This is a genomic window from Nostoc sp. PCC 9305, from assembly GCF_963920915.1.
In the GTDB taxonomy this organism is placed as follows: domain Bacteria; phylum Cyanobacteriota; class Cyanobacteriia; order Cyanobacteriales; family Nostocaceae; genus Nostoc.
In genome coordinates, this window is sequence record NZ_CAWUDN010000074.1 from 15,963 (window position 1) to 39,000 (window position 23,038).

Annotated in this window: 21 protein-coding genes; 12 read left to right on the forward strand and 9 right to left on the reverse strand. The window is 40.4% G+C overall.

Annotation, left to right across the window (positions count from 1 at the left end):
- Positions 1 to 56: 56 nt before the first annotated feature.
- The 5 genes from ACM0OX_RS24105 to ACM0OX_RS24125 form a co-directional block, all read right to left on the reverse strand.
- Positions 57 to 1,025, reverse strand: coding sequence for a glycosyltransferase family 2 protein (locus ACM0OX_RS24105; RefSeq protein WP_414517490.1), 969 nt, complete (start codon positions 1,023 to 1,025; stop codon positions 57 to 59).
- A 67-nt stretch (positions 1,026 to 1,092) separates the two neighbouring features.
- On the reverse strand, positions 1,093 to 2,157 hold the full coding sequence (locus tag ACM0OX_RS24110) for a polysaccharide pyruvyl transferase family protein (protein ID WP_414517491.1): 1,065 nt from the start codon (positions 2,155 to 2,157) through the stop codon (positions 1,093 to 1,095).
- A gap of 123 nt (positions 2,158 to 2,280) precedes the next feature.
- On the reverse strand, positions 2,281 to 3,552 hold the full coding sequence (locus ACM0OX_RS24115) for a lipopolysaccharide biosynthesis protein (RefSeq protein WP_414517492.1): 1,272 nt from the start codon (positions 3,550 to 3,552) through the stop codon (positions 2,281 to 2,283).
- Between the two features lie 47 nt (positions 3,553 to 3,599).
- The gene (locus tag ACM0OX_RS24120) at positions 3,600 to 4,892 is read right to left on the reverse strand and encodes an O-antigen ligase family protein (protein WP_414517493.1); all 1,293 of its coding nucleotides are present in this window, start codon (positions 4,890 to 4,892) and stop codon (positions 3,600 to 3,602) included.
- Complete coding sequence (locus ACM0OX_RS24125) at positions 4,889 to 6,337, reverse strand: GumC family protein (RefSeq protein WP_414517494.1); 1,449 nt, start codon at positions 6,335 to 6,337, stop codon at positions 4,889 to 4,891. Before ACM0OX_RS24125 ends, ACM0OX_RS24120 begins: the two co-directional genes overlap by 4 nt.
- Positions 6,338 to 6,608: 271 nt before the next feature.
- Here ACM0OX_RS24125 and ACM0OX_RS24130 point away from each other — a divergent pair, with 271 nt between their 5' ends.
- The 3 genes from ACM0OX_RS24130 to ACM0OX_RS24140 all read left to right on the forward strand — a co-directional run bounded on the left by ACM0OX_RS24130 (position 6,609) and on the right by ACM0OX_RS24140 (position 11,255).
- On the forward strand, positions 6,609 to 8,747 hold the full coding sequence (locus ACM0OX_RS24130; RefSeq protein ID WP_414517495.1) for a hypothetical protein: 2,139 nt from the start codon (positions 6,609 to 6,611) through the stop codon (positions 8,745 to 8,747).
- Between the two features lie 422 nt (positions 8,748 to 9,169).
- Positions 9,170 to 10,585, forward strand: coding sequence for an ATP-binding protein (locus ACM0OX_RS24135; protein ID WP_414517496.1), 1,416 nt, complete (start codon positions 9,170 to 9,172; stop codon positions 10,583 to 10,585).
- Positions 10,575 to 11,255: a response regulator gene (locus tag ACM0OX_RS24140; RefSeq protein WP_414517497.1), complete on the forward strand. Its 681-nt coding sequence runs from the start codon at positions 10,575 to 10,577 to the stop codon at positions 11,253 to 11,255. The genes ACM0OX_RS24135 and ACM0OX_RS24140 overlap by 11 nt, the downstream gene beginning before the upstream one ends.
- 2 nt (positions 11,256 to 11,257) lie before the next feature.
- On the opposite strand, the gene ACM0OX_RS24145 is transcribed toward ACM0OX_RS24140, so the two are convergent.
- A complete protein-coding gene (locus tag ACM0OX_RS24145) occupies positions 11,258 to 11,533 on the reverse strand; it encodes a hypothetical protein (RefSeq protein ID WP_414517498.1) in 276 nt (91 codons plus the stop codon).
- 1,033 nt (positions 11,534 to 12,566) lie between these two features.
- Between ACM0OX_RS24145 and ACM0OX_RS24150 the strand changes: the two genes are divergently transcribed.
- The 3 genes from ACM0OX_RS24150 to ACM0OX_RS24160 all read left to right on the forward strand — a co-directional run bounded on the left by ACM0OX_RS24150 (position 12,567) and on the right by ACM0OX_RS24160 (position 14,507).
- Positions 12,567 to 13,382, forward strand: a complete 816-nt coding sequence (locus tag ACM0OX_RS24150) for a WecB/TagA/CpsF family glycosyltransferase (protein ID WP_414517499.1) — start codon at positions 12,567 to 12,569, stop codon at positions 13,380 to 13,382.
- Between the two features lie 47 nt (positions 13,383 to 13,429).
- Complete coding sequence (locus ACM0OX_RS24155; protein ID WP_414517500.1) at positions 13,430 to 13,639, forward strand: STAS domain-containing protein; 210 nt, start codon at positions 13,430 to 13,432, stop codon at positions 13,637 to 13,639.
- A 208-nt stretch (positions 13,640 to 13,847) separates the two neighbouring features.
- On the forward strand, positions 13,848 to 14,507 hold the full coding sequence (locus tag ACM0OX_RS24160; RefSeq protein WP_414517509.1) for a sugar transferase: 660 nt from the start codon (positions 13,848 to 13,850) through the stop codon (positions 14,505 to 14,507).
- A 389-nt stretch (positions 14,508 to 14,896) separates the two neighbouring features.
- Here ACM0OX_RS24160 and ACM0OX_RS24165 read toward each other — a convergent pair whose 3' ends face one another.
- Positions 14,897 to 15,694 carry a hypothetical protein gene (locus ACM0OX_RS24165; RefSeq protein WP_414517501.1) on the reverse strand — a complete coding sequence of 266 codons (798 nt, stop codon included), beginning with the start codon at positions 15,692 to 15,694 and terminating at the stop codon, positions 14,897 to 14,899.
- 377 nt (positions 15,695 to 16,071) lie between these two features.
- On the opposite strand from ACM0OX_RS24165, the gene ACM0OX_RS24170 reads away from it, so the two are divergent.
- Positions 16,072 to 16,518: a TOBE domain-containing protein gene (locus ACM0OX_RS24170; protein WP_414517502.1), complete on the forward strand. Its 447-nt coding sequence runs from the start codon at positions 16,072 to 16,074 to the stop codon at positions 16,516 to 16,518.
- 252 nt (positions 16,519 to 16,770) lie between these two features.
- Here ACM0OX_RS24170 and shc read toward each other — a convergent pair whose 3' ends face one another.
- On the reverse strand, positions 16,771 to 18,687 hold the full coding sequence (shc, locus tag ACM0OX_RS24175; protein WP_414517503.1) for a squalene--hopene cyclase: 1,917 nt from the start codon (positions 18,685 to 18,687) through the stop codon (positions 16,771 to 16,773).
- Between the two features lie 171 nt (positions 18,688 to 18,858).
- On the opposite strand from shc, the gene ACM0OX_RS24180 reads away from it, so the two are divergent.
- The 3 genes from ACM0OX_RS24180 (at position 18,859) to ACM0OX_RS24190 (ending at position 21,182) form a co-directional block, all read left to right on the forward strand.
- Entirely contained in the window at positions 18,859 to 20,088 is a 1,230-nt protein-coding gene (locus ACM0OX_RS24180; RefSeq protein WP_414517510.1) for a glycosyltransferase, read from the forward strand.
- A gap of 81 nt (positions 20,089 to 20,169) precedes the next feature.
- Positions 20,170 to 20,406: a hypothetical protein gene (locus tag ACM0OX_RS24185; RefSeq protein ID WP_292731248.1), complete on the forward strand. Its 237-nt coding sequence runs from the start codon at positions 20,170 to 20,172 to the stop codon at positions 20,404 to 20,406.
- Positions 20,403 to 21,182, forward strand: coding sequence for a nucleotidyl transferase AbiEii/AbiGii toxin family protein (locus ACM0OX_RS24190; RefSeq protein ID WP_414517504.1), 780 nt, complete (start codon positions 20,403 to 20,405; stop codon positions 21,180 to 21,182). Before ACM0OX_RS24185 ends, ACM0OX_RS24190 begins: the two co-directional genes overlap by 4 nt.
- A 20-nt stretch (positions 21,183 to 21,202) precedes the next feature.
- Here the strand turns inward: ACM0OX_RS24190 and ACM0OX_RS24195 are convergent, their stop codons facing one another.
- The gene (locus tag ACM0OX_RS24195) at positions 21,203 to 21,553 is read right to left on the reverse strand and encodes an ArsR/SmtB family transcription factor (protein WP_414517505.1); all 351 of its coding nucleotides are present in this window, start codon (positions 21,551 to 21,553) and stop codon (positions 21,203 to 21,205) included.
- Positions 21,554 to 21,633: 80 nt separating this feature from the next.
- Between ACM0OX_RS24195 and trxA the strand changes: the two genes are divergently transcribed.
- Together trxA and ACM0OX_RS24205 are read left to right on the forward strand one after the other, a co-directional pair.
- Complete coding sequence (trxA, locus tag ACM0OX_RS24200) at positions 21,634 to 21,957, forward strand: thioredoxin (protein WP_012412473.1); 324 nt, start codon at positions 21,634 to 21,636, stop codon at positions 21,955 to 21,957.
- A 132-nt stretch (positions 21,958 to 22,089) separates the two neighbouring features.
- Positions 22,090 to 22,884 (forward strand): SDR family NAD(P)-dependent oxidoreductase, encoded by a 795-nt coding sequence (locus tag ACM0OX_RS24205; RefSeq protein WP_414517506.1) that lies wholly within the window; start codon positions 22,090 to 22,092, stop codon positions 22,882 to 22,884.
- Positions 22,885 to 23,038 lie beyond the last annotated feature (154 nt).

The following is a 23,038-nucleotide window of genomic DNA, read 5'->3' on the forward strand; positions in this document are numbered from 1 at the left end:
GTTGCTAAATTCTACTAGCGAATTAGTATCAAAAGGTTGCTTTCTAATCACAGCCTCTATTGCAGCTTCGGAACCGCAACAGACCTAGCCAAAGAAAAAGGTCGAGTCAAGTACTTAGCAATTCGAGGAGAAAGGACTTGCATTACTAGCCATTTCATTAAATAACGCTGAGTTACTCTTTCTCGCAAAATCTGAGGATATAAAGAAACCGTCTTCCACAATTTACGACCAGCTTGCTTGACCTGTTCTCTATTAGTCACATGAGCCAGTTCCATGCCCGTTAAATATTGATAGATATTTGCTAGGCTTTGATTTTTAAGATTTTGTAACTCTGGCGGTGCTGCTTGAAAGCCTCTCTCCAAGACAATAAGCAAATATTTCTCCATCTTCTCAACTTTAGTTGACATAGATTTTGAAGAGTGACGATAGAGAATTTGAGGTTTGGGAACTACTGCAAAATCCCAGTTCTGTGCTACACGAAACCAATAATCCCAATCTTCCACAGAAGAAAGTGTTGGGTCGAATTCTCCAGCAGATTCAATTGCTTCTTTACGAATTAAAGGATTAGAACCATTGGAAATAAAGTTACTGAGTAATAATTTGTCATACACATTACCTTCATAGACCACATTATGACCAGGGTGAAAAATCTCTGCTGTTTCACTCATGTTCAGAGTCCAGCTATAAGCAAGTCCTGCCTCTGGATGTTTTTGCAATGCTGCTAGTTGTAGCTCTAATTTATCAGGTGTCCATAAGTCATCAGCATCGAGAAATGCCATAAACTCTCCAGTGGCATGAGAAATACCACGATTACGAGCTACTGATAGACCAGCATTGCTGTATGAAAAAATCTTGAGACGAGAATCTTCAATAGTCTTCAATAGTTCTAAAGTCCCATCGGTTGAGCCATCATTAATAACAATTAGCTCAAAATCAGAAAATGTTTGTTGAATAACGGATTTTATCGTTTCTAAAATAGTGCGTTCAGCATTGTAAGCGGGAATAATAACAGATATGGTTGTCATAGAGTTTAACGAGATGGAAAGTAGAAGAATTTTTGGAAGTCCTTAGTGTAAGGAGAGCATAAACCAATTAGTTTGGGAATAGTTCCAAGAGTTCTTGTGCAGCTGCCTGAATTTGTGAAGGTTCTTTTACAAATCTGCAAAAGGTAATTGAGTAAGTCCAAGCTTGATAAAATGCCTCATTTTTATGGTAAGCATTAGGTAGAAAGACATGAGGAATACCCATAAGAATGCAGAGAATATGTCCGTGCAACCGGTTTGTAATAATTAGACGATGCTGCTTGAATTGATACATTCCATGATGCATATAACTTAAGGATTTAAGATGCATTGAGGAGTTATATAAGTTATTAAATCCAAAAGAATAATGATGGAAGTATTTCCAAAGATGTCGGTATATCCACTCACCAGGAATTACTGTACCTTTTTGCAAGCCTTCCCGAATTCGCTCCATGCGTTCAGCTGTGTCATATTTGAAAGAAGTCCAATCTTCTACAACTAAATTAGGGAGATCGATAGAAGTCTGAGAATTACTTTGATTCAACTCTTTGTCATTTCTATAATGATACAAAATAGAGTTGCTGCGGTTATCTCTCGATAAGAAACCAGGTAAGTTGACCATTTGGAAAGCCATATCAGGTGCTTTAATTACCTGACAATTGTAGAAAGATTTTAGAGCAAGTTCATAGCTGTAGTCATCACGGACAAATAAAGTCAAATTAGGATGTGAGTTGAATACATTTGCTGCTTCCATTAAATTGGTTGTTTCAACAAAATAAATACTTTGTGGTAGAATAATTATTGGTCGATCCCGGTACTTGGAAATAATCTGTTCGCGAAATTTTTGATGAGCAGTCCAAAGATCGCCTAAATTTCCTCCTCCTTGCAGCAAAATAGGAGATTTTCCAATTCTTTCTTCCATTACTTTGCTAGAAAAGTTGTTAGGACTAGCAGTATATTTAATTTTTGTTTTTTGCACATTGATTAAATAGAGTACAGTACCTAACCCGATCAGGTGATCGCCAATATTAGGATAGTCGGGATAGTCTAGTAATGCACACTCTTGAAATGCTTCTAATTTTCCTAGTGATTTATGTAGAACTTCTTTCAGCTGTTCCGGTTGGGGGGTAGCCATGAATTTTAGTTCCTCGTTGTTATTCGTTATTTCTCAATGAATGAGTGTAGCTAGAAGAAGCTTTTTCTATAAAAAGCCAAATTCTTACTTAGCTTTAATTAAATCCTGAGAGCTATTTAATTTTTATTTTGCAATTGATAAAGATTGCGTTTTATCTAAAACATATTTGCTAGCCCAAATGCTGTAAAGAGGTAATGCTAATAGATGAGTAATGAGCACCGCAACAGCTACCCAAAAAATTCCCCACTTTACAGCTACTAGTAATGAAATTGTAAAAATCACAGTAAAAATTAGGTTCCAGTAAAGATTAATGTGACTTTTATCTACAGAGTTAAGTAACATAGAAGCGCCATCAGCAAATGGGCGTGGTAGCGCTGACAAACAGATAACTATCAATATTGGAATTGCTGTTACCCACTTTTGCCCAAAAACAATTGGGACATAAAATGGAGCTAGACTTGACTGTAGCAAAACTAATGGAAATACAATTAAGGCAAATGTTTTTAGGCTACTAAAATAACGTTCTTGAAACTCCTTAACGTTTCCCCTAGCGGCACAAAGATGAGGGTATAAAGACCAAGTCATTGTATTTATGACATTCATGCTGATTCCTAACCCAGCATTGAAAGCGAAATAGTAAATTCCTAGCGCCTGGACTCCTAAAAAACGTCCAATGATCAGGTAATCAAGATTACCTCTTAACTTATTTAGTAACTCAACTCCAAGAATATTTCTAGCATAACTAACAACTTCCTGCCACTTATTAAAACTAAACGACATGGTAGGACGCCAAGGATGATTCATCAGATTGATAACAATCCATACTGGAGTCGTAATAACAATAGGTATAACAACAGCCCACATTCCCATCCCTAATAGAGCTAAAGCTATAGTGAGAATATTGATTAGGATCGACTGCGTGGCATTGCATAATGCTGTAATTTTCAGGCGGTTCTCTCGCTGGATTAAGGCAGACTGAACTGCAAAGATTGGCAGCATTAAGTAGACTAATGCCATAATGCAGATAGGTAAGATAACTTGATTATTACTATAAAATAAAGCAATCGGTAAAGCGGCAAGACACTGAAGAATAAACATTACTCCACATAGTATCCAATTAAGCCAGTAAGATGTCTGACAAATAATTTTCAGATCCTTCTCTGATGCCTGAATAATCTTAGAGCCAATTCCAGCTCTTAAGGTAAAAACAGTTGCAAATTCATTAGTAGTCAAAACGATTGCTATCAATCCATAATCGTAGGGATTTAACAGGTGAGATAAAGTAATTGTTGTTCCTAATCGGAAAACACGATTTACTAACTCCGCCCCCCCCATCCAACCAATATTACGCACATATTGACTAGATACTTTTTGCCTTAGCTTTTTGATTAACATGAGGGCATCCTTCAGAGAAAATTAGATATTTTTTATCAAGTTAGAATTTAAATATAAGCAGCTTCAGGCTTCTTATGAAGAGAAGAGTTACGAGGCTGTACTTCTTCTTTGAATGCAATTCCCATGATGATTAAACCGGGATAGTATAAGTAACCTAAAGCCTCTTGGCTATCATTAAATGTAAAAAGTAATAGAGTGACAAGAAAATACAATGCTACCCTGGCAGTTGTGCTTTTCTGGGCTTTAATCAGCAAAACTATAAAACTCAATAAAATTGGTACTAAAAAAGCAATGAAGCCAACTATCCCTTTAACAAACAAGAGACCAAACCAAGTATGGTGAGAGCCGATAGGCATTTCTGCTAATGCTTTAGGCCCTGGTGCTTCTCGAAAACCATGACCCCAGATAGGAGCTTCTTTCCATTTATCCAAGGCAATTACACCCAAAGCTTCATGCACTCGTGAAGAGTCCGGTCTAGCATTATCAAATGCTTCTTTAGCATCCTTAATAGTACCAAGAAGTGTCGTGCTAAAAATACCTGCTAAAAAGCTAACAAACCCGATCGCAATTTGCGTAGTAGGTTTAGTAATTTTTGTAAGCAACAAAACTAATATGAAAACTATCGGTAAAGCTATAAAAGATAAGCGAGAAACAGATACTACACTCATCGCTAAAGAGCCGACTATACCAATGAAGCGCCACTTATTGTTACGTTCTTCAAGAGCAAGGAAGAAGTAGATGTTTCCAATAAGACCTAGCGCAGGTGCCCAAGGTGCAAATAGAAATAGACGGACATTATTCGTACCGTAATCACTACCATAGAAATTTACATTGTAAAAAAGTTCACCATTCTGTATTAATCTTTCAATTGGAGAAGAATAGAGTAGTGCAGGAAACTTTAATATCCAAGCTAGATAAAAGAAGGGAATTAAAATCAAACTTTGAAGGCATAAGATACAGACGGCTCTATAGATTAATTTTGGTCGAATATTGAGACAGCCGCTTAATGGAAATAGTGCTAGCAAAGCCCAATCTGTAAACCAATTAATTAATGACCTAAGAGTTTGATTTGTACCTACATCATAATTTATACAGCCTATAATTGTAGCGATCGCTATGACCAGAATAGAGACAATCCAAACCCAATGCATCCAATAAACTTTGATTCTTTTTTCAATACTAGTCTGCGCTGTTTGGTTCCAAAGCCGCTTACATAAGTAAAAAAATAGTATCCAGGCTAATATGAAATTTACAGGATATAAAATACCAATAAAATAAAATACATAGGTACTAATTATCCAATACCAAACAAGACTTTCTTCAAAGTTTTGAGGTTTCATTGTTCCATTCTCTTCCTCTCTATACTCACAGTCTTATCAGATATTAAATTTTTACGTTCGCGCCACCAAAGTAACACCAATCCAAGGGATACGAAAAGGGAGCCTAAAGTTGAACCTAGTAAAACCAATTTATCTTTTGGTGAAGTCGGGTTTTCAGGTAATGTAGGCTGTATAACAAGTTGAATCAGTGGATAAGATCCAAAAGTATTCGACTTGCCAATATCCAGTCTGGTCAAATTGGAAGAAAAGACCGCTTCCGCAATTTGCGTATTTCGCTTCAGCGAATCCAAGGTGCTTTCCAACTGTGTTAAATTCTTGAGCCTACTCTCAAGCTGGTTAATCTGTTGTTCTATTGCTTGAGCTTGAGCGGTGAATCCTTTTTGGTCTGCCTGAACTATAACTAATTCTTGGGAAAGAGCGTCTCGAGGAACGCTGTTACCAGAGTTATTGCTACTAAGGCTTAACTGCTTTAGAACTGCCAAAGTGATTTTTCGCCCTAAAAGAGACTCACCTCGAGCTAGCAGGGCCTGTTGAGCAGCGTCTCTTTTTGCTTGCTCTGCAATTAATGTTGGATGGCTAGGCAGAAATTTGGATTCTAAAACTACCAGAGAAGCGGTAGCATCACTATAATTTTTTAAGTTCTGTTGAAATATCTGGTCTGTTTGAAGAGTAAAAGCATCTGTAGCTTGTCCAGCAGATAGTTTTAAATTTTTCGATAATTGTGCCAAACGAGTAGTAGCCTGTTGCTGTTGACCGATTATTTCAGCTCGTTGTCTACGTAACTGTTCAATGTTGGTTGTCAGATCCTTAATTTGATCTTCAGAGTTCAAACCCGAACGTGCTTTGTAATCGGCAAGGCGCTTATGAGCAAGTGCTAATTTGTTTTGCGAAGAAGTTAGGGAAGTTTGATAACCTATATCTCTTTGAACAGCTTCTTGATTTCGTAGCATGTTGAGTCTTGCTTGCAAGGCTTTGTAAAAAGCTAAAGATTTATTTCGAGCTTCCTGGGGACTCGCGCCTTCAAAATCAACACTCATCATGGAAGTATTAATTATTAGCTTGAGCCGAGGTTTGCCAAACTCTTCTAAAGACATATTGAGTTGATCTGCTGCCGCTTTTAATATAGGGTCGCTTTCAGCAATAAATTTATAAATTTCTCTTGGATCTTGAGAAGCAAGAGCAGCGTATGGAGACACATTTTCATAATTAGCATAGCCAATGTCTGGTAAATTAATATTGGCATTTGACCATGCTCCTGGCAGATTAATAGCTGAAGAACTAGTATAGGTCGGTGGTGTAAGCTTTAGATAAAGAAAAGTTGCAGTCCAAAATGCTATGTTGGTAGCTAGACCTAGAAGTAAGTAACGCTGCCAATATCCTTGTTTCGTTACTAATTTTCTCAAACTGCTAGGGTAACCCGCAGAGATTTCTGTATGATTGGCCATTAAAAATCCTCTAAAGTCGGGAACTGGCTGCGGAATTACAAAATCTAGGTGGGGTTTTGCGATTCGCCTAAGTAAACTTACAGGATCGTACTACATGGTTGCTTAAAATTTTATTAATAATTCTTATTAAAGTTTCCTTCTTAAACAGCAATGACAAAACTGCCTGATGGTCAATATTGTCTCAATGCAGACAGCATCCGCTAGGGTTCAATAAAATTATCCACCTAGATATCCACCTAGCTGTACCTGATTTACTTTATTTGCAAATCTTATGAAAATAGCAATGAGCGATCGCCGTTTTTGGAAGTTGCTAGCGCAAACAATTTGTATTGCTATACTTACGCTAGCTATTGTCGTAAAATTTACACCCATTAAATCTAGTTGGAGTACTACATCAGGCTATCACTGGACTAATGTATCTATCGGAGGAGGTGGTTATGTTACAGGCATTTATTTGCATCCACGAGAGCGAAATTTAGCCTACATCAGAACTGATATGGGTGGCTTTTATCGTTGGAATTCAAAAGACTACAAATGGATTCCGCTAACAGATATATTTAGCTTGCAACACAGCAATTACTACGGGGGAGAAGCCTTAGCACTTGACCCAAATAATCCAGATATTGTCTACATCGCAGCAGGGAAATATACTACTGGTTGGGGTGGATTAGGAACAATTTTTAAATCGAGCGATCGCGGTAAAACCTGGAATAAGCTGAAAATAGACTTGCCAATGGGCGGCAATGAAACTAAACGTTGGCTAGGAGAGAGGCTAGCCGTGAATCCCTTTAATTCCAATGTTATTTTATTTGGCTCGCGATTGAATGGGCTATGGAAGTCTTCAGATGGTGGCACAACATGGGGCAAGGTTAGCTCCTTTCCCGAAAAGTCGGAAGCAAAGATTGGAATTGCAGGTATTGTATTTAACAAAAATGTGTTTGGACTAGTCTATGCCAATGCCTATGGAGATGGCATATATAAATCCACTGATGCGGGTGTTACCTGGAGCAAAATACCAGGAAGCCCATCACAAGTGAATCGAATGGCTCTCGCAAAGGGCAGAGTTCTGTATGTAACGCATACGTCAGGTGTTAGCAAATATGCAAACAGTATTTGGAGCAATATCACACCAAGTAATGCGAAAACTACATTTAATGCCATTTCTGTAGATCCAAACAATCCCAATCACCTTTTAATTGTTTATGACCAGTATGTTTCCACAACAAACGATCGTGTAATATTTCGATCTACTGATGGTGGAGCTACATGGCAACAGAAACAGCATACCTTGAAACCTCAAGTGCCCTGGTGGCCTGAGTGGTATTTTGCCTCTGCAACCTCAGCTATTGAGTTTGACCCAAAAACTCCTGGACGGTTATGGTTAACAGACTGGTATGGAACATGGCGGACAGACAACATCAACGCAGAGTCATCTGTTTGGTCGAACTATGAAAAAGGACATGAGCAGATAGTTAGCTTCGCCCTAGCCTCGCCTCGAAGTGGCTCTAAATTGTTGAGCGGTGTTGCTGATACGGATGGGTTTGACCACAACAAGGGGCTAGATGTCTACCCATCTACGCAATTGGGCGGCAAAAATAGTCCTCGGTTCCAGGATACCTATGGCCTTGCTTATAGCGAAAGCAATCCTTCACGAATGGTACGTGTTGGTGGTAATCGATGGAACAATGCATATACGGGAGCAACTTCGGAGGATGGGGGACTGACATGGAAAAAATTTTCCTCGTTTCCGAAGAACACAATCCCATTGCGTGTAGCCATGTCAGCTACAAATCCAAATCTATTTGTCGCAATTGTTCATCGAGGACAGCCTATTCGCACAACCGATGGCGGATTTTCTTGGAGCAAAGTATCAGGATTACCCAAAGGCCCCAAAGGCCCGTGGTACTGGGGTCAACCATTAGTAGCTGACAAATTAGATGGCAACACTTTTTACTATTACAGTGGTGGCAATTTATACCGTAGTCAGAATGCAGGCGCATCCTTTAGGATTGTAAACTCATCATTGCCTTCAGAAAGTTGGTCTATGCTCAAAACAGTTCCGGGGGTTAATGGCGAAGTCTGGCTCAGTCTTAATTCTCACGGACTTTATCGCTCAACAAATGGCGGTGCGAACTTTGCCCAGATTCCGAAAGTGAAGAAAGCTCATTTATTCGCTCTTGGTAAGGCACGGCAGGGAAGCAAAATTCCTGCACTGTATTTGTATGGGGAAATTGCTGGTATGGGCGAAGGAGTATTTCGCTCTCTAGACAAAGGAAAAACATGGATAAATATCACTTTTTTACACCAACCTATGGGCAATGAGCCTAATGTAATGGAGGCTAGCTGGCAGAAATTCGGACTAGTCTTTATTGGCACTAACGGTAGAGGAATATATCGAGGTAGTCCGTAAAAAAAATTACTATTGTTTTTACAACTGACATCAGTTGGAAGAAAACCACAAAGCTAAAAGATTATTAATTTTTGTACTCTATGTTAATTTTTGTAAAAAACATAGTAGTATGATTTTTGCAACGTTATTTAATACAATTAGGTTGTTAATACGAGGTATATTGATATGTAGTATATGTATAGTTAACGCTTATGGAACGACGGCTTAACATCAGCAAAACTTTTGTAGTGCTGTAATATACGGGTTTTAAGTAGTATTCTAGGTAACTTTAATTAAGGTGGTAGAGATATTAGGTAGTGATAGCTATTAACTTGATACCTTTCTTAATTCATTCATCTAGGAAAGGTAATTTTTTAAACCCTCTGCATACTAGTATTTTACTGCTAGTGTTCTGTTTATGCGGACAGCAAGTCTTCAACCTCTTGATAGCACACCTAAATCATGAAGTATGTGAGGGCGTAACTCATGCTTTAATCGTAGGGCGAGAAGGAGAACGTCTAGTCAATGCTGTGATAGATAATCAAGAAAAAGGTTTTCTAGAAAATTCCACTCAGGGACAAACTAATCCTATAGATTATCGTCAGAAGAGGCCCAGCTTCCACAACAGCTTCAACCATCTGTACAATCTCGTACAAGACAACCCCGATCAAATAAAACAACTCAATAAAATTAGATATATCTATAACCAGTGGCAATGGGAGTTGAAGCAAAAAAGGCTTTCTGGTTCTGGGAGCAACTCTGCTCTGACAAAAAGCACTTTATTTGATTCCTTGCACAACGAGATTAGGAAACTCATTCAGCACGAAGAGATGCTTTTGAGGGTTCGCAAAAATCGCGTACAGTATTTGAATAATATTAACACTGCGATCAATATTTTCAGCACATTAATCATTTTGTTAGGAGCAATTTTAAATCTCCAGTTGTTGCATTGGCGAGTCAAACTTCCATTAAACAAATTGACACAAGTTTGTAAACTTTGGCAAGCGGGACAAATGGAAGTGCAACTCTCCCATTCTTCTCTAGATGAGATTGGGCAACTAGCTGGAGTTCTTAATGCGATCGCTGATAAGACTCGTCACCGTCAACAAAGTATTGAGGTGCGTAACCAACAGCTTGAAGACATGATATCTGCACTTTCCCACGACCTCCGTATTCCTTTACTTGCCACTCGTAACACCTTAGATTGTATGCTCAAAGGAGCTTTTGGTTCAGTAAATGATACTTGGAAGGAAGTTTTTCAAGAGTACCATGAAGCTAATGAGGATCTGCTTAAGCTTGTGGAACTGCTCTTAGATATCTCCCGTTATGAAGCCCGCAGCGCTTGTTTAATGTGCGATCGCCTGAATTGGGAAAAGATTTTAATTAAAGTAATTAGTCAGATAAAAGCAACATCTACATCTGAGTTAGCCTTCGTTTGTAAAACTTCTCAATTGCTGCCAACTGTCTATGGTGATGAACTAGAAATTCAAAGGGTTTTACAAAACTTACTTGATAACGCTGTGCGGGTAAGTAAGCCTAACGGGGAAATTCTGATTGAGATAACGCCTGATGGAGAAGAGCAAGTGCGAGTTTCGGTGCGCGATCGCGGTTCAGGAATTGCACCGCAAGCTCAGGAAAAGCTATTCCACCGCTTTATTCAAGGACGGGGGCATCGTGGCAGAAGTGGGCTTGGTCTGTACTTGTGTCGTCAAATTATTGAGGCTCACGGAGGAAACATTGGTGTTGAAAGTTCTCTTGGAGAGGGAAGTACTTTCTGGTTTACTCTCCCAAGTGCCATAAATAAACTTGATTGCAACGATGAACAGAATATAACCAGATTTAGCAAGAATGATACCTAATATTGACAAAGATAAAACTGTACGGGTTCTATTAGTTGACGATCACGCTTTAATCCGCCGAGGGATGAAAGGGCAATTTAGCCTAGAACCTGGTTTTAGTATAGTTGGAGAGGCATTGGATGGTGGAGAGGCTGTTGAATTAGCTAGCCAACTCCAACCAGATGTAGTTTTAATGGATATCGATCTACCAGTTATGGATGGGATTACAGCCACCCAGCATATAAAAAGTAACTGCTTGACTACTTGTGTTCTAGCCTTAAGTGCCTTCGACGACGATATCCAGGTCATGGGGATGCTTGCAGCTGGTGCTGATGGTTACTGTCTTAAAACCATTGAATGGGAACAGCTCATCGCTGTCATTCAATTGATACTTCAAGGTGGTGCTTACTTAGATCCTCTAATCGCTCAAAAAGTTGCTCGGATGCTGAGGGCAACCGCTGTCGTTCCCGATGTTCCTGTATCTCAAGTAATAGCGCAACCTATTCTCAGTAATCGCGAACGCGAGATTCTTAAACTTATTGCACAGGGGCGCTCAAACCAACAGATTGCAAACCAACTTTACCTCTCACTTGGAACCGTCAAGTCTTATGTACGTATGGTTCTCAACAAACTTAGCGTTGACGATCGCGTTCAAGCAGCAGCTTTAGCCGTACGCCAAGGGTTGATTTAAGCTTATAGGAATTTATGTAAACAGTCAGATAATTCTGTAAAAGTGGTAGCCAGTGGTGAGATGTTATTCACAAGTTGTTCTGACCACAAAATATAAGGCTGAAGTAGTTGATGCTGGAATTGCTCAGGTATAGGTAGACATAGCACCAATATATGAGGTTCAAACAAAGCGATCTCTTCCGGCGTGGGAATACAATAATATGGAAAAACTTCTGCATTTTGTTTTAGGCAATGACTGCTGACGCGCTGCACGGTCATAACGTTGCTACCAACAACCATAATTCGGTGTCTTTTCATAGTCTTTTCATATCTTTAGACTTATCTGCAAATGGGAAATTCCTACGAGAAAATGGTTTTAGCGATCGTCAAGGAAGTGCGATCGCTTAACCGCCCAGCGTAGCCGATCGTCAGCGTTGAATGGACGTAACAATAAGGCTTTGGGCGAATAAGTTGAGCTAAATCATCAGTTAAGAGCGGAAAGTATAGAAAGAATAAAGATTGATTTTTTCCCAGGCAGGCTCAAGTCATTAACAGATAAAGAGCATAAGCAATTAAATTGCAATCTGACAAGTCCACAGACTGCCATTTTTACCTGACTATAGAAATGACGAGATAAACAAAGCTTCTCACTCGCTACTTGAAATATTTTTACTCAACATATCATCTGTTCAACACCAATTCTATGTGGCAACAATTGTTTGTTATCTTAATTTTCGTAGTTGTCAAAATCTCTGATTTTTTGGTTTTTTATGTGATGTAGTCAGTCACTCGGCGTTAAAAAACAAAGCTATGTGAAGAAATGTAAATTCTATCGAATAGCTTATAAATTGGTTATTGTATAGGTTTGAAAAAATTAAACATACGTTTGTTTTATCGTGCCTAATTACCTTATTATGAAATTTAGACTATCTGTACGCTACAGCCAAACGGATAGTTAGCTGGATAATTTTATTCCTGATTAGGATACTGTATAAAAAATAATTTAAGTAGCCATCAGATAGTATTTTATATCGGTATTTGCGTACGAAAGTATACGTAGGCTTCACTAGGTTTTTACTCAACCTTGTGAATAAATTCTCAATTCGGATCAAATCTTTTATTGGTACTTACACATTAAAAAGTTAAGTATCTCTAAAGCCCTGACAGATCAAAGATTTCAGTTTTGTTGCAGGTAATGCTCACTTACCAGCAGCCATAATTTTTTGTGTCGATAAATGTATAACACTGTCAGTAAATTTCCGGTGAGCAGAAAATATGGGCAATGCTCTGAATCCTACTATTTTGCAACTCCAGATGGTGAGCATTAAATTATATGGCAGACCGAGTTAGTTTTCTCGATACTGATTTTGATCGTATGCCTTTATACGAGGCAATTGAACTATTACTGACGCAGTTGCTGAAGCGGCAGGGTGGTCGAGTGTATTATGCTAACGCCCACACTATGGTAACTGCCGCCAAAAACCCAGCACTGGCAAAGGCGTTAGAACAGAGTGATTTGTTGTTGGCAGATGGAAGCGGAGTTCGTTGGGGTAGTGCTTTATTGGGTACGCCATTGGTGCATAATCTCAATGGCACTGATTTAGTTCCGGCTTTGTGTAAAGAAGGGGCAGCAAAAGGTTTATCAGTCTATTTTCTAGGTGGTAAGCCGGGTGTCGCTGAAGAAGCGGCAGCTAACCTCAAGAAAGCCTATTCTGGGTTGATAATTGCCGGAACTCAGGACGGCTATTTTCCTGAATCGCAAACGCAGCAAGTATTAGAGGCTATTCGGATAGCCCGCCCGCACCTGCTGTTAGTGGCGATGGGCGTACCCCTACAGGAAATTTGGATTAACCAATACGCTAGCCAATTGCCTCGTATCACTTGTATGGGTGTGGGTGGTCTGTTCGATTTTATGGCTGAACGTGTGGCCCGTGCCCCCTATCCAATTCGCTCTGTTGGTATGGAGTGGCTGTGGCGACTGGCAATGGAACCGACTCGACTTTGGCAGCGCTATCTTCTAGGCAACTTTATCTTTTTACGTTTACTACTAACCTACGCGTTTGCTCGACGCCAAAGTGAAGAACAAAGTAGCCAAATCACATTAGCTGCACCAAATAAGTCTGGATTTGAAAATGATTTGAACTTTTAATTCATCACTAAGACTGATTAAAAGTTGCTTGTAACACTACTCTTTAGGTGATTCATCTAGTCAAAATAGATTTTATAGATAGTTCAGGCTTAACCGCTTTATTTAAGGTGGTTTCGTCTATACGTCCAAGTGCCTGTTGTTCAGTAATTTGCAATTTGCAAGCACCTGTTCGCACGATCTTGGAACTGACTCAGATGGATTTAGTGTTTGAAATTTATGAAAATTATGACGCCGTTGTAACGATGTTGAATGCTTAAACATGAAGTATTGATCGCTACCGTCATTGCAAATATCTTAAAGAACAGATTGACTGGTGACATATTTACTTGCTTAAACTATCAGAAAATCTCATTCTCACTTTTACAGAGTACTGAAGCAAGTAAATGTACAGACGATCGAGTTCATCAATTTAATACTGAAACTGCAATTACCATGTCTAATACCTTTACTCCCCGTCGTTTTGATATGCAAGTTCTAGATGATACCCATACTCTTCCTAAAGTTAAAGTTACAGTTCATCCCTCTGTAATCAGTAAAGCCAAGCGAATGATTGACATCTTAGGTGCTGTTATTGGGCTATCGATTACAATATTCTTAGCAATTCCTATTGCGATCGCTATTAAGTTAGATAGCCCAGGTTCTATATTTTACAGTCAAATTCGCTGTGGTTTGAATGGGCGTCACTTCCGAATTTGGAAATTCCGTTCGATGTCAGTCGGAGCTGACCAACTTAAGCATCTAGTTAAGAATGAAGCTCAAAGCGATCGGATATTCAAAAATGAGAATGACCCCCGCATTACCTGTGTAGGAAAGTTTCTCCGCCGCACTAGCTTAGATGAACTTCCTCAGTTTTGGAACGTGCTGCTGGGGGAAATGAGTCTAGTCGGTACCCGCCCTCCTACTCCTAATGAAGTGATACACTACTCAAAGCACCACTGGGAAAGGTTGAATGTCAAACCGGGTATGACTGGTGAATGGCAGGCTCATGGTCGCTCCAGTATTAAAGACTTTGAAGATATTGTTCACATGGACTTAGACTACCAACGTAAGTGGTCTATCGTTTATGATATGAGTCTCATCTTGAAAACTTTAAAAGTTGTGTCAAATAAGAGCGGTGCTTGCTAATCTACAAGTTGACAGAAAAACAGTTATAAGTTCACTCAGAAATGAGCTTGCAATAGCTGCTCTAAAATTATGTAGGCAAATGCAAGTGTGTCTAGTAGAGAAGTCCATCGTAGACATCGCAGATTGAAGTATTGTCTCTGACTCAATTAGAAGATTTAAGAGGTTGTTTGAAAAGTTTTTTTGTGATGTTAGGTACTTTTAGATCCCCACTAACCCACCTTAAAAAGGGGCTAACTGGAATCAAAGATCCCCTTTAAAACAGGGATTTAGAGGGAGCTAAAACTTTTGATATCGACAACAGAACTTTTCAAACATCCTCTAAGATCGACTTTATTCAAAATTACGTTAAGGCAAGACGCGATAAATCGCGTCTTTGTGATGATTTATCTTTACTCAACTTCCTCACAATGAATTAACAGCTTTTCCATCGCTTCTGCTAGAGAAATCAATTCTGTCCAAGAGGAACCACTAACTAAACTTTGGGCGTGAGCTAATCGGTTTCGCAACTGTTCAGCAGACTTGAGGAAACGTTCGCCAAACCGTTTTGATTTTAGTCCTAATTGCTGGAGAAGTTCTGGTTGATTTAAAATCAACTCTCGCTTATCACAGAATTGCAGATAATCTAACAAATCCGTGGCTTCGTTTCTTTCCTGACTCTCTCGCCATAATCGTTGAGCAACTTCTAAGCGCTCAGGTTTAAGGACTTTTTGCCAAGAATCTTGAGGATAGTAAATCCGCACCAGCCGCAGCAAATTCATTTCTAGCAGCGTTACTAAGCCAAACAGTAGCATTCGCACGGGTGCTTTCTGCAAATCACCACAGGTAACAATACCACTTACCTGATTGCAATCTAAGACAAACAATCGCGGAGTTTGTTGCAAAATGGGTAGCAACTTTATCAGTGGAGTAGAAATGGCAATTAGTTCTTTGGGATGAAACACCCGTTGATAGTCGCTACATTTACCTTTTTTGCCTGGGAGCAAACTAGAGCGTTCTACATAACCACTAATAATATCTCCCGTCTCAACGCCGATAACATCAAAATTTTGTGCTTGCATCCAATGCAGCACTTCTTTCGCCTCCGCATCAGCTGGCATAGCTTTCAGGGGTTCTGCCACGTATTCAATGGTGATATTGTTCTCAAATAAACTCCGCAGGTCTTGAGAACGTGATTTTAGGTGTTTCATCCCCCGGCTGTAAACTCACGTTAAATAATCCTAAGGCACTCACGCGATGTCTGCGACGGGCTACGCCTACGCCAGTGGAATTTTCTGCTAGATTATCCTTGCGTAAGCGTAGCTACCCCAACAAATACCATAGACCAATGTTATACCATCTTAGTTGGTATCATTTTAGTGATGATTTAGACAATTTCAAGTAACAAAATATTTCGCATCTAGAAAAAAATAAATATATATGTAGTTAACTATATGAGAATAGTTGATTAGTTTGCGATAAAAATGCCGAAAATACCGACAAAAAAAATGTTATTACTAAAACGACGTATCGAATTGATGCTTGGTAGAATTTTACCAAGATAACCAAAATTGATAATAATATTATTATGCCAAGAAAAGAACAAGGATGGGTTACATTTCAAACCTCAGAGGACGAGCGGAAGATTCTAGAGGAGTTCTGCGAACAGTCTCAACGCACTAAGACTGAGATTCTGCGGGAACTTGTGCGTAGTCTCACTCAGCAGTCTTCAACACCAATATCATCAGCAACTCAGCAAGAAAAACAGGAAGATATCTATTACACTCAAAAGCCTGACATAGAAAGTAGTATTCAAAAGAAATCACTAAAAGTTAGCTCTCGCAATATTCTTAAAGGTGTGGTTAAACGAGTTGTTTATGGAGCAGTTAATAGTGAGGTTACTTTGGAGATTATTCATAAAGTAGAATTAACTTCAATTATCACCAGAGCTTCCGCAGAAGAGTTGGAATTATCTGAGGGAAAAGAAGCTTATGCAGTTATTAAATCTAACGATATTGTCATTGCTAGAGAATAGAAATACGTTGATTTTGGACGTTAGATATTAAGAGAATAAACTTTCTTTACTTGAGTATATATAGTTGATGCGATCGCTTATGTAATAGCTATTTTCGTATAAATGGAATACAAAACAAGTAGGACTTACGCACGGGTAACGGAAAACGAACCACAGAGGGCGCAGAGTTCACGGAGGAATGAGAGTTTGAGAGGGTTTTTGCGTAAGTCCTAATAAGGTAGCATAGATGTGCTACCTTACTGAAAACGAATATTAACCTTCTTTAATCGCTGTTTGATAGCGACCTAGTGCGATTAAAGGAAAGTATTGTTGATACATATGATACTTGAGATAAAAATGGCAAGGGAAGCCAGTACCCGTAAAGTCTGCCTCAAACCAAGTACCATCTGCCTTTTGAGTTGCCACCAGATAGCCAATTCCCCGCTCAATCGCATCAAGAGCTAATTTACCTGTTGCTTCACCTGCTGCTATTAACCCTATTATTGCCCAAGCAGTTTGAGATGCAGTACTATTTCCTTTGCCTTTGAGACTGGGATCGTTGTAGCTGCGGCAAGTCTCACCCCAACCACCATCTGGATTTTGGCATCCAACTAACCAAGCTGCTCCTCGTTCTATATTGAGTTTATACTTTTGAGGATCGATTAACGCCAAAGCTGATAAAACGCCACTAGTGCCGTAGATATAATTTACACCCCAACGACCAAACCAACACCCTTCGGTTTCTTGTTCGTGCAAAAGATAAGTAAGCGATCGCTCCAAATTATCACTATCAATTGACAAATCACAAGCACCCAGCATTTCTAGTACTCTAGCCGTAACATCTGCGGTGTTTGGATCGATCATCGCTTTCAAATCGCCATAGGGAATTGAGTTAAGCCAATCTCGATCGTTATCCAAATCAAAAGCAGCCCACCCACCTGGTTTACATTGCATAGATGCAATCCAGTTTAAGGTACGAGCGATCGCAGCCTGCTTGATTTTTTCATTGGGGAGTTTCGCTAAATGTAGAGCCATCACCACCACCGCCGAGTCGTCTACATCGGGATAAAAGCGATTGTCAAACTCAAACGCCCAAGCCCCTGGTTTTCCTTGGCGATTTTTTACAGCCCAATCTCCGTAATCTAAAATTTGTTTTTGTAATAACCATTCTCCAGCCTTGACGACAGCTGGATGATCGGGTGCAAAGCCAGATTCTACTAAAGCACGCATTGCCCAAGCAGTATCCCAAACCGGTGAAACACAAGGCTGTACCCGGTAGCTATCTTCTGTTTCAATGGCAAAGTTATCAATTGCTTGCAAACCTCGTTCCACAATGGGATCGTTTCGGTCATAATCCAGACACCGCAAAGCTAGCATTGAATTCAGCATCGCCGGAATAATGCCGCCCCAATCGCCTGTAGCTTCTTGGCGCTCTAAAATCCATTTTTCGGCGGCTTTGATGCCTTCTTGACGAAAGGGTACTAAATTAAGGCTTTCTGCCAACTTGAATCCTTGATCGAGGGTGAGGAATAAATCTGTCCAATCGCCACTTTGGGGTAATTCCCACTGGACTCGATCGATACCTTCAGCGTATAGTTCATCTAAGTTGATAGCTGAGTCGGTGAGATAAACAGGTTTGCGATCGCATACAATCAACAAGGGTACTGTGCTGGAACGCGCCCAACTAGACATCTCGTAGATATTGACAGGGAAAGCTTTTGGTAAAAGCATTATCCAAGGTGGTAGCGAGGGAATACCGCGCCAGTTGTAGCAGCCAATCAAAGCTAGGTGTAACTTGGTAAAAATCCGAGTTTTAGTAATACCACCCCGTTGAAGAATAAAAGCTTTCGCTCTAATCATTGCCGGATCGGTTGCTGGCACACCCAATAGTCTCAGCGCCATGTAGGCTTCAACCGAGGTGCTAATTTCTCCGCCATCACCGTAGAAAAGTTCCCAGCCGCCATGCTGCCGTTGCTCTTGACGCAAATATGCTTCAACTTTGTGTAAAGGTCTGGTTTGGTCTGTTCCCCAAATTTTATGTAAAAGGACGACTTCAGCAGTGATGGTGACATTAGATTCTAACTCTGCCCACCAGTAACCTGCCGGATTTTGAATTGAAAGCAGATATTCTTGGCTAGCTGCGATCGCTTCTGCGACTTTATTGACTTTTACCCTGTCTTGTGTTTGCATCAAAAACTATTTAACCTCAACACCCAACACTAGTTATGAACACCGCAATCCAGTAAAAATTTTTTTCCTCTATCAGTAGACATAGTATTGTGTCTGAGTCACTGAAAATTTGCAATAGGTCATTCTTTTTTTTTTGAATTTTGAATTTTGAATTGGAGCGAAGCGACGGTCATGGGTGTAATTGTATTAGGATTGATGCTGTTATCCTTGACAATTTGGTTAGGATTACTGTGTTTTTGGGGACAGTTTTGGCGGACAGACCAGCAATTAGAGGTTACAGAAACTCAGCTAGAATCTTTACCTGTAGTTTGTGCTGTAGTTCCAGCACGTAACGAAGCTGAGTTAATACCAACTAGTTTGCGATCGCTCCTACTTCAAGATTATCCTGGTTCTTTCAACGTGTTTTTGGTAGACGATCGCAGCACAGATCGGACAGCAAATTTTGCCGAAGGGGTTGCACACGCTGTCGGTAAACCCCAGCAATTACATATTATCTCTGGCGTTTCACTGCCTCCCGGTTGGTCGGGCAAACTTTGGGCAGTTGAGCAAGGCATAAAGAGCGCGAGTTTATTTGCACCAGATTATTTTTTGCTAACTGACGCAGATATCGAACACGATCCTGGTAATCTTCGCCGACTGGTTGCGAAGGCTGTGCAGGAAGATTTAGACTTGGTTTCGGTAATGGTGCGACTCAGGTGTGAAAGCTTTTGGGAAAAACTTTTGATTCCAGCTTTCGTTTTTTTCTTCCAAAAACTCTATCCTTTTCGCTGGGTGAATAATCCCAACAATCCCATAGCAGGAGCCGCTGGAGGATCTATTCTGATCGCCCGTAAAGCTTTAGAGCGAATCGGGGGTATTCAAGTCATTCGCCAAGCTCTAATTGACGATTGCGCCCTAGCTCAGGCTGTTAAGAGAGGGACTGGGAACTGGGGACTGGGGACTAGGAAAGAGTTTTCCCAATCCCCAATCCCCAGTCAAGGGCGTATCTGGCTAGGATTGAGTAGCTTGACTCGCAGTTTGCGCCCTTATGACTCGCTGGCAACGATTTGGGATATGGTTGCTCGTACTGCCTATACCCAACTGAATTATTCGCCATTACTACTATTGGGAACTTTGGTGGGAATGCCTCTGATTTATTTAGCTCCACCTGTGTGTGTAATTCTGGGTGCAGTTTGGGGTAATTGGGCGATCGCACTTACAGGTTTATTAGGATGGCTGTTAATGACTTTCGCTTACTACCCGACGATCCACTTTTATAAATGTTCTGTCTGGTTCGCTTTTAGTTTACCTGCGATCGCTTTTCTCTATACCTTAATGACTCTAGACTCAGCACTACGTCACTGGCAAGGACGCGGCGGCGCTTGGAAAGGAAGAGTTTATCCCAATCCAGATAATTTATAGTTAGAATAAAATTGAAATTACAAAATTCGGTAGTGCTAATCTAAAATTAAAGTAAGCCTAAAGTGGTTGATTAAAAGAACTATGACAACCGCAACACCAACAATTAATCCTGTTACTGTCCCCAAAAAGCTGCCTTTTCTGGAGTCTATTTGTTGGCAGACTGCCGATGTGTATCGGTTTACTTCAGAACAAATGCTGAGTCGCTATGAGCGTGGCTGGCAGTATCACAATTTATTTAACAATCTTGAAGGTGAAGAACTCAATTTTCTTCAGGAACTTGCCAGACGCTATAAATCCTGGTTGCAAGTTTGTTTATGACCTTCAGGTTAGAACACCATAATCAAATTCTCACAGTTCTTGAATCCTTAGATTCGGACATACTTAGAAAGGGTTCTGCTTACTTCGGTGGCGGAACCCTTCTTGCATTTGAGTTTGAAGAATATCGTTGGAGTAAGGACGTTGATTTTATCGCTTCTGTTGGTACAGAAGGCTACAAATACCTACGGGAAGTGGTATTTGAGGGTGGGCATGAAGCATTATTTCGGGATTTAAGTAAAATCCAAGTTGGACGTAGCACAACTGACCAATATGGAATTCGGATGCTCGTTTTTGTAGACGATGTGCCGATTAAAACGGAAATTATTGCCGAAACTCGTTTTCAACTAGACCCGCCAAGATATGTAAAGTGGTCACTCGTCCCTTGCTTAAGCCTTAATGACTGTTTTACCTCTAAGCTGCTGTCAAATTCTGACCGTTACGCCGATGACAGCGTTGAGGCAAGAGATTTAATTGACTTAGCAATTCTCAGGCTGCGATCGCCAATACCTCAAGTATCAATTGAGAAGGCTGAGAAAGCTTATCAGGTTATGCGCCCTTTGAAAAGAGCGATCGCACTATTTCAAGAAAGACCGGATTACAGGGAAAAATGCTTTCTCAGTCTGCAAGTCGATCGATCTCAGATACCCAAAATTATCGACGGTATTGATTTACTCTCTACAGATTTAGGTTTATCTCACACTCCAAGGACTTTTCGAGAACAACATGATATCTTTGCTGATTTAGAAACACAAATTGAAAAACGAGCAGATTCTTAAACAGGTTATGCCTAATGCCCCTAAATCCTTGAGGCTGTTTGTTTACTACTGACGGGTTCAACAGGTAATGGTTGAGCAGCTTTCAATACCACATCCAACAACCCTGGAAACAGCACCTCTAAATCTTCACGCCGCAGGATGTTAATATGGTGTGTCCCTTCTTTGCGTGTCAAGACTATCCCCGACTCCCGCAAAATCTTGAAGTGGTTGGACATCGTAGACTTAGCGATCGCAAAATCAAACTTCGCACAGCATTGTTCCCCCTCAGTCGCCAACAGCCGCACAATCTCTAGCCGCACCGGATCGCCCAATGCATACAACACGCCCGGTAAAGAAATATTTTTTCTATCTGGATGATAAAGGAATCTCATAGTTGCATTATCTCATCAGGTGGCATATATTTTTATTATTCGATATTATCGAATTATAGAATTAATTAGGAAGGCAATTTATGTCATCCATTACAAACGTCACAGAAGCCACATTCAAGCAAGAAGTCTTGGAAAGTGAAATTCCGGTATTAGTGGACTTTTGGGCACCGTGGTGCGGCCCTTGCCGGATGGTGGGCCCAGTCGTCGATGAAGTTGCTGCTGAATACGAAGGACAGGTGAAATTTGTGAAGTTGAACACAGATCAAAATCCTACTGTCGCTAGCCACTATGGAATTCGCAGCATTCCGACGTTGATGGTTTTTAAAGGAGGTCGCCAGGTCGATACTGTCGTAGGGGCGGTTCCAAAAACTACCTTGAATAAGACCTTAGCACAGCATCTTTAATCTAGGTACTATTGTGAGATGCATTTAGTTTGCAGTCTTCTTTAGAGGGAGCCAGGAGTCTAAATAGATAAGACTCCTGACTTCTGAATTCTGAATTCTGAATTCTGTTTCAACTAATGGGGAAAGAGCGAAATGGACTTGAAATTGCATGGTAAATCCGCCCTGGTGAGTGGCTCAACCGCAGGTATTGGTTTGGCCGTCGCTCTTGGGCTAGCTCAAGAGGGTGCATCAGTAATTGTCAACGGTCGTTCTGAAGAAAGAGTAGCTCAAGCGATCGCTAAAATTAAGCATTCTACACCCGACGCAAAAGTTTCTGGTGTTGTTGCTGACGCAGCTACTGCATCAGGGGTAGAGAAACTCATTCAAGAGGTTCCTCACGTTGATATACTCATAAACAATGTGGGTATTTATGAGCCAAAAACCTTCTTTGATATTACTGATGAAGACTGGTTAAAGATATTTGAGGTTAATGTCCTCAGTGGAATCCGTTTGAGTCGGCAATATCTGCAAAAGCAGCTAGAGCAAAACTGGGGGCGGATAATTTTTATCTCCAGCGAATCTGCTATTCAGATCCCAGTGGAAATGATTCACTACGGCACAACTAAGACGGCACAACTTGCCATTGCCAGGGGTCTAGCAGAAATGACTGTGGGGACTGGAGTCACGGTAAACTCCGTCCTACCAGGGCCAACTCGTTCCGAAGGAGTAGAAGAGTTTATCACCAACCTGGCACAGGAACGTGGTATTAGTCCCGATCGAGTTGAGGCGGAGTTTTTTGAAAATGTGCGTCCAAGTTCCTTAATCAAACGCTTTGCAACTAATGAAGAAGTAGCAGCGATCGTAGTTTACCTTTCTAGTCCCGTAGCATCGGCAACTAATGGTGCAGCTTTGCGGGTAGATGGTGGTGTTATTCGGTCGATTGTTTAGTATTTGAAGCACATCTGTCGTAGGGGCACAGCAATAGACCAAAACCTTTTCAAATCTCGTTTCCAGTCTGAGGCTGGAAATGCTGCTTCTAGAGACTCTGCCTAGAGTGTTGATTTTGTAACTTTTCAGGGGTTAAAAATTCATGCACAATCCT

What these genes read in the sequence shown, in the direction of transcription:
- ACM0OX_RS24105 (WP_414517490.1), bottom strand. Translation starts at nt 1,025, where the DNA reads ATGACAACCATATCTGTTATTATTCCCGCTTACAATGCTGAACGCACT.
- ACM0OX_RS24110 (WP_414517491.1), bottom strand. Translation starts at nt 2,157, where the DNA reads ATGGCTACCCCCCAACCGGAACAGCTGAAAGAAGTTCTACATAAATCA.
- ACM0OX_RS24115 (WP_414517492.1), bottom strand. Translation starts at nt 3,552, where the DNA reads ATGTTAATCAAAAAGCTAAGGCAAAAAGTATCTAGTCAATATGTGCGT.
- ACM0OX_RS24120 (WP_414517493.1), bottom strand. Translation starts at nt 4,892, where the DNA reads ATGAAACCTCAAAACTTTGAAGAAAGTCTTGTTTGGTATTGGATAATT.
- ACM0OX_RS24125 (WP_414517494.1), bottom strand. Translation starts at nt 6,337, where the DNA reads ATGGCCAATCATACAGAAATCTCTGCGGGTTACCCTAGCAGTTTGAGA.
- ACM0OX_RS24130 (WP_414517495.1), top strand. Translation starts at nt 6,609, where the DNA reads ATGAAAATAGCAATGAGCGATCGCCGTTTTTGGAAGTTGCTAGCGCAA.
- ACM0OX_RS24140 (WP_414517497.1), top strand. Translation starts at nt 10,575, where the DNA reads ATGATACCTAATATTGACAAAGATAAAACTGTACGGGTTCTATTAGTT.
- ACM0OX_RS24145 (WP_414517498.1), bottom strand. Translation starts at nt 11,533, where the DNA reads ATGGTTGTTGGTAGCAACGTTATGACCGTGCAGCGCGTCAGCAGTCAT.
- ACM0OX_RS24150 (WP_414517499.1), top strand. Translation starts at nt 12,567, where the DNA reads ATGGCAGACCGAGTTAGTTTTCTCGATACTGATTTTGATCGTATGCCT.
- ACM0OX_RS24160 (WP_414517509.1), top strand. Translation starts at nt 13,848, where the DNA reads ATGCAAGTTCTAGATGATACCCATACTCTTCCTAAAGTTAAAGTTACA.
- ACM0OX_RS24165 (WP_414517501.1), bottom strand. Translation starts at nt 15,694, where the DNA reads ATGAAACACCTAAAATCACGTTCTCAAGACCTGCGGAGTTTATTTGAG.
- ACM0OX_RS24170 (WP_414517502.1), top strand. Translation starts at nt 16,072, where the DNA reads ATGCCAAGAAAAGAACAAGGATGGGTTACATTTCAAACCTCAGAGGAC.
- shc (WP_414517503.1), bottom strand. Translation starts at nt 18,687, where the DNA reads ATGCAAACACAAGACAGGGTAAAAGTCAATAAAGTCGCAGAAGCGATC.
- ACM0OX_RS24180 (WP_414517510.1), top strand. Translation starts at nt 18,859, where the DNA reads ATGGGTGTAATTGTATTAGGATTGATGCTGTTATCCTTGACAATTTGG.
- ACM0OX_RS24185 (WP_292731248.1), top strand. Translation starts at nt 20,170, where the DNA reads ATGACAACCGCAACACCAACAATTAATCCTGTTACTGTCCCCAAAAAG.
- ACM0OX_RS24190 (WP_414517504.1), top strand. Translation starts at nt 20,403, where the DNA reads ATGACCTTCAGGTTAGAACACCATAATCAAATTCTCACAGTTCTTGAA.
- ACM0OX_RS24195 (WP_414517505.1), bottom strand. Translation starts at nt 21,553, where the DNA reads ATGAGATTCCTTTATCATCCAGATAGAAAAAATATTTCTTTACCGGGC.
- trxA (WP_012412473.1), top strand. Translation starts at nt 21,634, where the DNA reads ATGTCATCCATTACAAACGTCACAGAAGCCACATTCAAGCAAGAAGTC.
- ACM0OX_RS24205 (WP_414517506.1), top strand. Translation starts at nt 22,090, where the DNA reads ATGGACTTGAAATTGCATGGTAAATCCGCCCTGGTGAGTGGCTCAACC.